We start from the raw sequence: 11,967 nt of genomic DNA, 5'->3' as shown, positions 1-11,967 counted from the left end.
GCCAATGTTTAGCCCCGCTTACGGCTTGGAATCGGCGGTAAAGTCGTCGCCCAGCCACTGCTTGCTGAGTTTGCCCAGCGTGCCGTCCGTCTTCAATTCCTTGATGGCGCCGTCGATGTCGTCCGCCAGCTTCTGCGCCTCCGGATCGTTTTTGCGGAAAACGAACAGGATATCCGCATCGGACAAGTCCTCGCCGGTCGTTTTCAGCTTGCCCTGCGGATCGATCAGCGGCAGCGAGAAATCGGCGCCGATCGTGGCTTCGACGCGTCCGCCTGTGATCTGGCTTACCGAATCCTGCGCCGCCCCGCTTTGATACACGATGTTGATCGCGTTGTTGTTTTTCTTGTTGTAGTTCTCCAAAATTTGCGCTGCGGCGCTTGTCGCTCCGGTCAGCACCTTTTTGCCTTTCAAATCGTCCAGCGAATGGATGGAATCATTGTCTTTGGCCACGATGATTTTGTTCCGCCAGTGGGCGTAAGGCTCTTTGTTGAACAGATATTTTTGTTCGCGTTCCGGATTTTTTTCCATCTCGTGCGCGACAAAATCGATTTTTTTCGTCTCCAGGCTGAGGAGGAGATTGGCGAACTCCTGGGTCTGCAGCTCGAATTCGTATTGCGGCAGCCGCTTGTCGATTTCCCGGACCAGTTCGACGTCAAAGCCGGTCAGCTTGCCGTTTTCGTCGATAAAGCATACCTTCGGAAAATTCGTCCCGGTGCCGACCACGATTTTTTTGACGTCTCCCGAAGATGCCGCGGCGGTGCCTTCCTTCGACGAGTCCGCCGTTTTGCCGGCACCCGTTCCGCATCCGGCCATCACCCCCGCAAGCAGCAGCAAAGCGGCCCATGTCCATGTTTTTCGCATGATCTCATCCCCTTTTATCATCCAATTTAATAAATTCCAATCTGTTTAGTATGAATTGGTTGACATTAACTTTACCGCGATTCGCCGCACGCGTCTAATAGAGTTTTTCTATTCTTGGATGCAAATCCTTAATCCGGCGGGAACCCGCCCCATTCCAGAAGCGCTTCCGCGATTTCCGTATGCTCGCCGGTCAACGTGATGAGGTTCGTTTGCAGGGCGATTCCGGCCGTTTCGGTAATGTCGACGGGGACGAGCAGCCCGGCTTTGACTTCCTGCTGCACGCATAATCCGGGAAGGAAGCAGATTCCGGCTCCGCGCAGCACCAGTTTTTTGGCGGTCTCCGAATTGTCGACCTGATAGACGATGCCCGGGGGCTGCTCCAGGCTCTCGAACACGCGGTGGATTCGCATCCAATCGAGGGAGCCGCACTCGAAGAAGATCAGCTTTTCGTGCCGGATGTCCCGGATCGACGCCCTTTCGGCCATCGCCAGCGGGTGGCCCTGATAAACGTACAAACGGATCGGATCTTCGAAAAAAGAGTAGGTCTGAAAGGCGGGATTCATCAGCTTGCGCACGAAAGCCAAATCGAGCTCGCCGGAAGCCAGTTTGCCGGCAAGTTCATCCGTCGCGGCGGTCGTTATTTTGAATTTGATATCCGCAAACCTTTCGCTCAGCCGCGTGAGCAGGTAAGGCATCAAATAATTCGACACCGAGACCGTGCATCCGATCCGCAGTTCATTGGGCATCACCCGTTTGGAGTGGAGTTGATGTTTGCCTTTTTGGTACGTCTGAAGAATTTGCTGGGCATAGGGAAGGAACTGCTTGCCTTTGTCCGTCAGATGAATCTGTTTGCCGAAGCGGTCGAAAAGCTTGCAATCCAGCTCCCGCTCCAGCGACTGGATCCGGGCGGTGACGGTCGGCTGGGACAAAAAGAGCACATCCGCCGCCTTGTTGAAGCTGCCGTAGTGATTGATGTACACAAAGGCTTCGAGATTTTCGATATTCAAGAGACATCCACCTCCTATGGATTATAAATCAAATACTTATTATTCTTATAAAATTACATGGTTTTAACTCGGCGCCGTTTCCATAAATTATTTTTATCTTAGGGAGTTGGAATTTTATTGTCAATCCCAAAAGAGGCAGAAAATCCCTTCAAGCTGTCCGGCATCGCATGACAAATCGCGAATGACCGCTTTCGTTCGGGCTCCTGCTCCTCAGACCGTAGGATTGATTTTTTTAATAAGGGAATCAATATTTATAATTCCATATAGGTTTACTTGGTTTTAAACGTTATACTGGATATCAAATTCGAAGAAAGCGAGAAAAGGAGTGAATCCGATGACTGCAGCAACCGAAATCGTCATCCGCGACGCGGAGGAATTCGAGCAGGAGAACATCGCGCAGGTTATGCTCGAAGCTTACCAGCAATATGCCTTCGATCTTCCCCGGTCCCGCTGGGAGGAATACCGGGATTCCATCCGCAACTCCGTCTACGGAAACGGTCCATATGCCCGGCTCGTGGCCGTGCTCGACGGCGTAATCGTCGGCAGCGTCCAATTGTTCTTATCCTCGGAGGCAGCCTACGGCAGACCCGAATTGGGCATCCACGCGCCGATCATCCGGCTGTTGGCCGTTTCGCCCGCATACCGCGGACGCGGCATCGCCACGCTCCTGATCCGGGAGGCCGCGCGCAGAGCGGTGTTGCTCGGCGCTTCGACCTTGCATTTGCACACCTCCGACATGATGGCTTCCGCCGTCCAGCTGTACGAACGACTGGGCTTCGAACGGGCTTACGAAACGGACATGCGGAACGGGGAGACGCTTGTGAAGGGGTATCGGCTTGACTTGCCTTCGACGCCGCTGCTGGATCGGGTGGTATAGGAAAAAAAAGGAGGTGCCCGCCCAGGTTGTGGCGGGATCTCCTTTAAAAATTCCATATCCATCCGGAGGCTCTGCAGGAGCGCATCAAGGTGCAGTCACATCCGATTATAGCCCGCTCCCCTTAAGCTGTCGCTCGAGCCAATCATAAGCCATCCGGCCGCTGATTTCATGACCTCCGTCAAAGAAATCCGCTGCCAGCCGATCCTTCGCGCCCGCAGCTTCGTAAATTTCTTCCAAGGCGGCATATGCCTTCACCGCGCCTTCCCGCGGAAACACCCGGTCTTCGCTTCCCGTTTCCAGCAACAGGGCCCTCGGCGCAATCAGGCCGATCACGTCGGCCATCCGCGCCTCCGGCATGATCCCCGGGACATAGTTGTCGATGCAGTGGCTGCGGCTTAAAATGCTGTCTTCGAACGTATTGGCGTAACCGCTGACGACCGCCGCGCCGATCCGTTCGTCCAGCGCCGACGCAAAGGAGGCGACCAGTCCCCCGCCGGATATGCCCATGCACCCGATCCGATCCGCAACCGCCTCCGTTCGGGTCTGCGCGTAATCGACCGCCCGCATCGTTTCATAGACGCGATAGCCGGCCAGCGTGCGGCCCGCCATCAGCAAATGAAGGGCGAGGAGGTGGCAGGAGCTTTTTTTCGGATCGCCGTCCAGATCCTCCGCCAGCCTGCGGTCGCCGAAGCCGAGAAGCTCCGGGGCGGCCACGACGAATCCGCGCCTTACAAGGTCCAGCGCAAAATCCTTGTGCAGCCCCGGCTCCCCGCTCCGCTCCGTTCCGTCCGGCTCCAAACCGACGATTTCCCGGCTGCCGTACCCGTGGCCGTGCAAAGCCACGATGACGGGCCGCGGCTTGGCATGCGCATCCAAGGGAAGCAGGACGTAGATCGGCATCCGCAAGCCCTCGCAAGTCGTGATTTCGACCCGCTCCCGGATATGGTCGCCGAACGCCGTCCGTTCCAGAACGACCGGATCAAGCGCCGCTGCGCGTTCGGGAAACCCGCCCAACAGGGACGCAACCCGCTCCTTCAACGCCTTCCTCCAGCTTGGCCAATCGGTCCCCGGGCGAAACGCACGCTCCGCCCCCTTCGCGGCCAGCTGCTTCAAATACGAATCCGGGCACCATCTTCCGGCTTCCTTTTTTCCGGCGGCAACCTCCGTCATGTCATTTCCCGGCATCATCAGCTTCAGCACCTTTCCGAATCCTACTGTTTTTGCAGCCTCTCACTCGCAGGTGTGGAATCCATCGAAGCATCGTTCTCGCGCAAGGCTTTTGTCGGGAAGATTGTATCAAAAGCCTTTTGCCGGATCAATGACGATCTTGGGCATGAACCTCTCTCTTTTCCACAGGCGAATCTACCATGCTGCAAAGCGGACAATAGATTCAGCCTTCCGCCGCAGTCCCAAACGCACAAAAAAGCCCGATTCCCCTGCTTCGGGGTCCCTCGGGCTTTTTCGCTTCATTCCGTCAGCCTTCCTGCAAACGCTCCACTTTCACGGTTTGCGTGTTGGTCGGCCGGGATCCGACCTGCACCGTCGCCATGCCGTTTTGCTCATCGACGTTTTCGATCCAGACCGGTTGTCCTTCCAGCTTCACTTCGAACGTATGCTCTTTGTCGGTGTAAATTTCCATGGCGCGTTTAACGTCCATCGTCATCATCCTTTCGGTATATGTTTTCGCTAATAATCGTTTTGGAATTACGCATCCTCGTCGGAACGCGCTTCGGGAACCATCGCATCCGTCGTGCTATCGCCGATATACCCGTTATCCGCCGTAATATTGCCGCCGCCGAGGCCTTCATTCACCATGCGGTCGATGTCGAACATATGGGTTTCATGGGTCACGACCGGATCTTTGGAGGTCATCTTTTCCCAATCCACGTCATTGCCGCTTTGCGTATAACTGGCCGACTCCAGCTTGCGGGACTCTTCGTCGTATCTTTCGGTCGCCGCGGAAGCGTTCAGCTTCGCTTCATCCTGATGTTCACGCATTTTTTCGCTGCCTCCTGAAACATAAAATGATCTCTCGCTCCCCTTACTATGCCCTTTTCATGAAAAACCATGTCATTTGGGGCAAAACTTCTCCCTTTCTTTCAACCCGGATGTCATAGATTCGGCGAAACATACCCATACTATAAAGAACGAGCAAAAGCTGCAAAACGATGATCAATAAGCGAAGGAGAGGCTAAAATCATGCATACGGTTTGGAAAGGGGCCATCAGCTTCGGACTGGTTCACGTGCCCGTCAAAATGTTTTCGGCGACGGAAGACAAGGATATCTCGATGCGTTACGTGCACAAGGAATGCGGCAGCCCGCTATCCTATGTCCGGAAATGCCCCGTCTGCGAAAAAGAAGTGCAGTGGGAGGAAATCTCCAAAGGCTACGAATACGAAAAAGGCAAATTCGTGTTGTTCGAAAAGGACGAGCTGGAGCAGATCGCCGAGCAGGCGAACAAAAGCATCGCCATTTTGGATTTTGTGGATTTGTCCGAAATCGACCCGATTTATTTTCAAAAAACGTATTACCTGGCCCCGGACCAGGCGGGCGGCAACGCGTACCAGCTGCTGAAGGAAGCGATGAGCCAAAGCGGAAAAATCGGCATCGCCAAAATATCCATCCGTTCCAAAAGCAGTTTGGCCGCCATCCGGGTGCTCGACAATTGCCTGGCGATCGAAACGATGTTTTATCCGGATGAAATCCGACCCGTCTCGCAAGTGCCGAATTTGCCCGAAAACATCGCCGTCAACGAAAAGGAGCTCGGCATGGCCCAAATGCTGATCGACCAGCTGTCGACCCCTTTTGATCCGGAAAAATACACGGACGACTACCGCGCGCGTCTGCTCGAACTGATCGAACACAAGGTAACGGGCGAAGAAATCAAAATCGCGCCGGCCAAGCAGGAAACGAACGTCATCGATCTCATGGCCGCCCTACAGGCAAGCATCGAAGCCGCCAAGCCGGCCGCCATCACCCCGACCGACCCCGGAAAGCCGAAAAAAACGGCCAAGGCCAAAACCAAAACCGCAGCCGCGGAAGACAAGCAAGCCGCAGGAGCCGAAGGGCCGAAGCCGAAACGGCGAAAAACCGCAAAGAAAAATGAAACGGTATCGTAACCGGACCAAGACGGAGGACATCAGATGAAATTTGCCCCGGTAAAACCGTTCGAGCCGATCATGACCGACGTTCTGCCTTCCGGGGACAACTGGATCGCCCAGATCAAATGGGACGGCGTGCGCATGCTCGTATACAACGACGGCGAGGAAACGGAGCTGATCAACCGCAAAGGGAACAAGCGCACGCCCCAATATCCCGAGCTGTGGGACACGTCCGTATACTGCAAAGCGGACTCCGTCATTTTGGATGGCGAAATTATCGCTTTGGTGGGCGGCGTGCCTTCGTTCCATCAGGTCATGAAAAGGGACGGGCTGCGCCAAGAGCAGCAGATCCGCGCCCGGGTACGGCAAATTCCGATCGTTTACATGGTGTTTGACATCCTGTACTGCAACGGGGAATGGGTGACGTCGAAGCCGCTTCGCGAGCGGCAAGCCCTGCTGCAGGAAATGCTCATTCCGGGTCCCCACGTTCAGCTGGTGCCAAGCTATTCCGATCTTTCCCTGCTCCACGATATTTCGCGGCAGCACCGGCTGGAAGGGATCGTGGTCAAGGACGTAAGCAGCGCCTATGCGACCCATGGCAAAGACAAGCGATGGCAGAAGCTGAAAAACATCATGGACCTGAATGCGGTCGTCGGAGGCGTCACCTACCGCGACGGCATCGTCAATGCGCTGCTGCTCGGCTTGTACGACGAGGACGGGCGGCTGATTTACATCGGACACGCGGGAACCGGCAAGCTCGGCGTCGCCGATTGGCGGAGGATTACGGAAGAAGCCGCCGGCATGGTCCAAAAGGAAAGGCCCTTTGCCAATCAGCCGGAACGCCATAAAGGAGCGGTATGGATCCGCCCCCGGTGGGTCGTGAAAGTGAATTTTTTGGAATGGACGGTCTACGGGACGCTCCGGCAGCCGAGCATTCAGGCTTTCGTCGACGTTTTGCCTGAAGAATGCAGGCTGGACCCATGAGAAACGGCCATCATCCGGTCATTCATCCCTTCGTGCCGAAAGCACCTCCATTTCCGGGCGCAGGTTCTACCGGTCTAACGAAAGAGAACGGCGGCTCCCAAAAGGGACGCCCGGCGACAAATTTTCTACGGAGGTACACCGATGCCGCGAACGATTAAAGGCACCATCAACATTGAAGGCCACGACATCCCCATCACGAATCCGGACAAGCCGCTCTGGCCCGAAATGGGCGTCACCAAAGCCATGTATCTGCAAAAGCTGGCCGCGCTGGCCCCTTACCTGCTCCGTTATTGCCGAAACCGCCTGCTGACGACGATCCGTTATCCGCATGGCGTGCCCGGCGAGTTTTTTTACCAGAAAAACGCTCCCGATCCGCTGCCCGAGTTCGTCAAAACGGCCGAGCAGGACGGCATCCATTATATTGTGCTGAACGGGCTGCCCGAGCTGCTGTGGCTCGGCAACCTTGCCGCCCTGGAGTTCCATCCTTCCCTTCATTATGTCGGGAGCACCCTCCCTTGCGAATGGATGATCGATCTGGACCCGTCGCGCGAGGAAGAGCCGCGCATTATGGAAGCCGCCTCCATCGTCGGCAAAGTGCTGCACTCCCTGGGACTCGCTTCGGTGCCGAAAACCTCCGGAGCCACCGGCATCCAGATCATCGTGCCGATCAACCAGGGCATCACCTTCGACGAGCTCCGGGTGATCGGCCATTTCGTCGGCCGGTTCGTGACCGAAAAACATCCGGACCTGTTCACGCTCGAACGGCTGAAGAAAAACCGCGAGGGCAAAATTTATTTCGATTACCTGCAGCATTATCACGGCAAAACCCTCGCCGCCCCGTATACTCCCCGCGCCCGTCCCGGCGCGACCGTATCGACGCCGCTTTACTGGGAAGAGGTGGACAGCAACGTGTCGCCGCTTGATTTCCATCTGCTGAACATCGAGGAGCGGCTGAAGGAAACCGGCGACCTGATCGCCGCCCTGCCTCCGCAGCCGGTGGAGCAGGTGCTCCGCCATTTGAACGCGACAAAGCCCGGAAGATAACCTTCCGGGCTTGCTTTATGCGTTGCGCTAATGAATATCCTTTTTCTTGAACCTGCCGCCCTTAACGTCATGGATATTACCAACCGCAAGAAACGCGTCCGGGTCCCAATCCCCGACGATGGACTTGAGCTTCGCTTCCTCGAGGCGGGTGATGACGACGAAAATAACCTTTTTGCTGTCGCCCGAATAGGCCCCTTCTCCTTCGAGATACGTCACGCCGCGGCCGAGACGCTGGGTCAGCGCATCGCCAATCTCTTTGTATTTATCGCTGATGATCCATACCGATTTCGATTGGTCGATGCCTTCGTTGGTGATATCAATCACTTTAAAGGCGATGAAATACGCGATAAGCGAGTACATGGCGTTGTTCCAGCCGAACACGAACCCCGCGCTCGTCAGAATGAACACGTTGATGAACATGATGATTTCGCCGACGGAAAACGGCGTTTTCTTGTTGATGAGGATCGCCACGATTTCGCTGCCGTCCGTCGATCCCCCTGCACGGATGACCAGGCCTACGCCGGCTCCCAGGATCACCCCGCCGAAGATGGCGGCAAGCAGCGGATCGAACGTAATCGGTTTGACGGGCTCGAGAAGAGCGGTGCCGACCGACATGACGAGTACGGCTGCCAGCGTCGAGAAGGCAAAGGTTTTGCCGATTTGCTTATAACCGAGAAACAGGAAAGGAAGATTGAGTAACGTCAGAAAGATGCCAAGCGGCAAATGAAAGAGGTGAGCTAACATGATGGAGATGCCGGTAATCCCGCCATCGATGATATTGTTGTTTACGAGAAAGATTTCAAGCGCGACCGCCACCAGCCCGGCGCCGATCAGCATCACGATGATGCGCGACAAAACCTTGAGCTTGGAAGTCGGCGCGTTTAACGGTTGCTGCTTTCCATGCGGAATTTTTGCGCGTTCCGCGGTTTGGGTATTAGAAGTTCCAGCCATCGAATCCCCCCGATTCTTATCGATTTGGTGTGTTTATCAATAAAACTGAACGCTCCCCCGGCGAGTTTTTTGTGAATATTCTTCTTATATATTATATCATAGTTTTAAGCGGAGTATTAACGTTGATGGGAGTTTTTCTATCATGAGAACCATATTTTTATTTCTGGCGGCCGGGCTGGCAGAGATCGGCGGCGGCTACCTGGTGTGGCTTTGGCTCCGGGAATCCAAACCTTGGTGGTACGGGCTGGCCGGCGCGGCCGTGCTGGTCTTGTACGGCATCATCCCCACGCTTCAGCATTTTCCTTCTTTCGGGCGGGTGTATGCCGCGTACGGAGGCGTTTTTATCCTCCTTGCCCTGCTCTGGGGCTGGGGGATCGACAAAAACGTCCCGGATCTCTACGATTGGATCGGCGCGGCGCTTTGCCTGGTCGGCGTATCGATTATTCTGTGGGCTCCCCGCTCCTAAGGAGGGGCAGGGCCGCTACAGCAGCGGAGACAGCATGCGGCAAAGCATCTCCGCTTTTTTGTGCAGAAACGGCCTCCGTTGAAACTCCTTTTTCGTCATCTCCCGGCATACGCCCATATCGTTCTCAAAATCAGCGGTCAGCCGGTCGATGGCGGACGGCTCAAACAGCGCGGCGGTCAGCTCGAAATTGCAAAAAAAGCTGCGCATGTCCATGTTGGCGGTGCCCACCGAAGCCAGCAAGTCGTCGACGATCAGCACTTTGGCATGGATAAATCCCTTTTGGTATTGAAAAAAGCGGACGCCCGCCAGCATCAGCTCCTCCACGTATGACAAGGACGCCAGGTGGACAAGCCTGGAATCGGCCCTCCACGGGATCATGATCCGAACGTCGACGCCGCTGACGGCCGCGGTTTTCAGCCCTTCGTAAATGCCGGGATCGGGAATGAAATAGGGCGAAGCGATCCAAATTCTTTTTTTCGCGACGGAGATGGCCGTGAAGCAAAACTCCTGTATCGCGTTCCAAGCCTGGTCCGGGCCGCTGCTGACGATCTGGATCTGCTCGTCTCCCTTGCAGTGATGCTCGGGAAACAAGGCGGGGTCGGCGATTTTTTCGCCGGAAGCAAGCTGCCAGTCGTTCAAAAACACGTTCTGCAAAAAATAGACGGCATCCCCCTCGATCTCCAGATGCGTGTCCCGCCAGTAGCCCATTTTCGGGTATTGTCCCAAATAATCGTCCCCCACGTTGATGCCGCCCACGAACCCTTTGACCCCGTCCACCACGATGATTTTGCGGTGATTCCGGTAGTTGATGCGGCGGTCGATCAGGGCAAAAAGCGGCGGCAGAAAAAAATGAAACTCCACCCCCGCCTCCTTCAGCTTGTCCACGAACTCCCGTTTCAGCTTGTAGCTTCCCAGGCCGTCGCACATGAACCGCACTTTGACGCCTTCTTTCGCCTTGCGGATCATGATCTCCTGAAAACGGGTCCCGATGACGTCGTGCCTGAAAATGTAAAATTCGATATGGATGTGCTCCTTGGCCGCCTCCATCGCCTTCAGCATCGCGCCGAACGTCTCTTCCCCGTCGGTCAGCACCCGGCTTTTGTTGCAGCCCGTGATCGGGCTTTCCGACAAACGCGACAGCAGATTAAACAGCCGCTCCTGGTGGCGGAATTCGGGATTGTGCATCTCTTCGATGGTTTGGACGGTAACCGCCCTGCTCCAGATGACCGGGCGGACTTGCCGGAATAAACGCGTCCCCCGGGTGCGGAGCTGCTTGCGGGCCTTGTAGTCCTGAGCGACAAAATAGTAAACGACGAAGCCGATCATCGGACAGCAAAACAGGATGAACATCCATGCGACCGTTTTGGAAGGATTGCGGAATTCCAGCAGCAAAATCGTTGCCATTTGAAAAATAAAGATGATGAGTGCGAGCAGCAGCCATGCCATGAAAGACTCCCCCTTCCCCCGAACGCTTCCCGCTTGAATCGGTTACTTATCCATCATTGACCAAACCAAGCCTTCTTTATTCAAGTCATTACCTCAAGACGGACGGGCAGACGCAAGGGATGAAAAAGGTAACATTTTAGACATGTTTGGCGCCTCTTTCGAATACATAGATGATAAGACAAGTATAAACGAAGTTATGGAAAGGAGCCGCCATGAAACGTGCATCCGCCAATCGACGCATGACGCTTCTCGTGATGAGGGACGCCCAGCATTCGGTCAAGCAGATCCGTCTATCCAAACCCTTGATGATGGCCGTTCCCGCCGCCGCGGTCCTCTCGTTGTCCGGCCTCATCCTTGCCCTGCAGGCCCATTCCTCCCAAGCCATTTCCCGACTGGAGCAGAAGGTCACCCTCGAAAACGCGAAAAACCTGCAGCTGCAAAACTCGGTCAACAGCCGCGAGCAATCCATCGAACGACTGCAAAACGAAATCATCAAGCTGTCGACGCAGGCGAAGGATATGCAGCAAAGAATGCAGCAAGTCGACGAATTGGAGCGGCAGCTTCAGCAGTTTATCCAAAAACACGGCACCGGCATGGCCGCGGATGATTCATCGGATAAAGCGTCTTCCCTGTCCCGGGATGCTTCGCAGCATGTCGGGGGCGAGTTCGTTGCCGTGCACCAAAACGAGATGCTGGATTTGGCCCGGGAGACGAAAGACGACTTTCAGGAGATGCAGGAGCTGCTAAAAACGATGGAAAGCAAGATCCCCCAAACGCTGCAAAAAGCCCAGGAAACCCAGCGGCAGATCGCAGGCAGCCCGACCTTATGGCCGACCGAATCCAAAGTGATGACCTCCAGCTTCGGTTACCGGACCGATCCCTTTACGGGCAGAGCTTCCTTCCATGCCGGCATCGACATTGCGGGAGATAACGGCGAACCGGTTTATGCCGCGGGCGCGGGAAAGGTCATCGCTGCCGATCAAAGCGGGGCCCGCGGGCGCTATATCGTCATCGAACACCCGAACGGGCTGCAAACCTGGTACATGCACCTCAGCAAACTGCAGGTCAAAGAAGGGGATTCGGTGGATAAAGGCGAGCAAATCGCTCTTCTCGGGTCCACCGGCCGCAGCACCGGCCCCCATCTTCACTTTCAGGTCGTCAAAAACGATAAGCCCGTGAATCCGCTTCCGTACATTCGAGCGCAGAATTCTGAATTCGATTAAGGAGGG

The 11,967-nt window shown here is 55.5% G+C and carries 13 protein-coding genes; 6 read left to right on the top strand and 7 right to left on the bottom strand.

The window, feature by feature from the left end; all coding sequences use genetic code 11:
* Positions 1-18 precede the first annotated feature (18 nt).
* Both NYE48_RS04280 and NYE48_RS04275 read right to left on the bottom strand, forming a co-directional pair.
* Positions 19-861: a transporter substrate-binding domain-containing protein gene (locus NYE48_RS04280; protein WP_340997065.1), complete on the bottom strand. Its 843-nt coding sequence runs from the start codon at positions 859-861 to the stop codon at positions 19-21.
* Positions 862-989: 128 nt separating this feature from the next.
* Complete coding sequence (locus NYE48_RS04275; RefSeq protein ID WP_212950225.1) at positions 990-1,868, bottom strand: LysR family transcriptional regulator; 879 nt, start codon at positions 1,866-1,868, stop codon at positions 990-992.
* 334 nt (positions 1,869-2,202) lie between these two features.
* Here NYE48_RS04275 and NYE48_RS04270 point away from each other — a divergent pair, with 334 nt between their 5' ends.
* Complete coding sequence (locus NYE48_RS04270; RefSeq protein ID WP_036709091.1) at positions 2,203-2,745, top strand: GNAT family N-acetyltransferase; 543 nt, start codon at positions 2,203-2,205, stop codon at positions 2,743-2,745.
* A 105-nt stretch (positions 2,746-2,850) separates the two neighbouring features.
* On the opposite strand, the gene NYE48_RS04265 is transcribed toward NYE48_RS04270, so the two are convergent.
* The 3 genes from NYE48_RS04265 to NYE48_RS04255 form a co-directional block, all read right to left on the bottom strand.
* Positions 2,851-3,945, bottom strand: a complete 1,095-nt coding sequence (locus tag NYE48_RS04265) for an alpha/beta hydrolase family protein (protein ID WP_246536892.1) — start codon at positions 3,943-3,945, stop codon at positions 2,851-2,853.
* Positions 3,946-4,219: 274 nt separating this feature from the next.
* Complete coding sequence (locus NYE48_RS04260; RefSeq protein ID WP_036709089.1) at positions 4,220-4,402, bottom strand: H-type small acid-soluble spore protein; 183 nt, start codon at positions 4,400-4,402, stop codon at positions 4,220-4,222.
* A 47-nt stretch (positions 4,403-4,449) separates the two neighbouring features.
* Positions 4,450-4,743 (bottom strand): hypothetical protein, encoded by a 294-nt coding sequence (locus NYE48_RS04255; protein WP_036709085.1) that lies wholly within the window; start codon positions 4,741-4,743, stop codon positions 4,450-4,452.
* Between the two features lie 201 nt (positions 4,744-4,944).
* Here NYE48_RS04255 and ku point away from each other — a divergent pair, with 201 nt between their 5' ends.
* From ku to ligD, 3 genes are all read left to right on the top strand, one after another.
* Positions 4,945-5,865, top strand: a complete 921-nt coding sequence (gene ku, locus NYE48_RS04250) for a non-homologous end joining protein Ku (protein ID WP_340997058.1) — start codon at positions 4,945-4,947, stop codon at positions 5,863-5,865.
* Between the two features lie 24 nt (positions 5,866-5,889).
* A complete protein-coding gene (locus NYE48_RS04245; protein ID WP_340997057.1) occupies positions 5,890-6,831 on the top strand; it encodes an ATP-dependent DNA ligase in 942 nt (313 codons plus the stop codon).
* Positions 6,832-6,972: 141 nt separating this feature from the next.
* Positions 6,973-7,875 (top strand): non-homologous end-joining DNA ligase, encoded by a 903-nt coding sequence (gene ligD / locus NYE48_RS04240; protein WP_340997056.1) that lies wholly within the window; start codon positions 6,973-6,975, stop codon positions 7,873-7,875.
* A gap of 27 nt (positions 7,876-7,902) precedes the next feature.
* Here the strand turns inward: ligD and NYE48_RS04235 are convergent, their stop codons facing one another.
* Entirely contained in the window at positions 7,903-8,826 is a 924-nt protein-coding gene (locus NYE48_RS04235) for a YitT family protein (RefSeq protein ID WP_081992286.1), read from the bottom strand.
* 142 nt (positions 8,827-8,968) lie between these two features.
* Between NYE48_RS04235 and NYE48_RS04230 the strand changes: the two genes are divergently transcribed.
* On the top strand, positions 8,969-9,292 hold the full coding sequence (locus NYE48_RS04230; protein WP_373316231.1) for a YnfA family protein: 324 nt from the start codon (positions 8,969-8,971) through the stop codon (positions 9,290-9,292).
* Between the two features lie 15 nt (positions 9,293-9,307).
* On the opposite strand, the gene cls is transcribed toward NYE48_RS04230, so the two are convergent.
* The gene (gene cls, locus NYE48_RS04225) at positions 9,308-10,738 is read right to left on the bottom strand and encodes a cardiolipin synthase (protein WP_212950220.1); all 1,431 of its coding nucleotides are present in this window, start codon (positions 10,736-10,738) and stop codon (positions 9,308-9,310) included.
* 212 nt (positions 10,739-10,950) lie between these two features.
* Between cls and NYE48_RS04220 the strand changes: the two genes are divergently transcribed.
* Complete coding sequence (locus NYE48_RS04220; protein ID WP_036709071.1) at positions 10,951-11,961, top strand: M23 family metallopeptidase; 1,011 nt, start codon at positions 10,951-10,953, stop codon at positions 11,959-11,961.
* Positions 11,962-11,967: the final 6 nt, after the last annotated feature.

It is taken from the genome of Paenibacillus sp. FSL M7-1455, assembly GCF_038004655.1.
Taxonomy (GTDB): Bacteria; Bacillota; Bacilli; order Paenibacillales; family Paenibacillaceae; genus Paenibacillus_AQ; species Paenibacillus_AQ cookii.
Note: the sequence above shows the minus strand (reverse complement) of the source record. Positions and strands in the feature narration are given on the sequence as shown.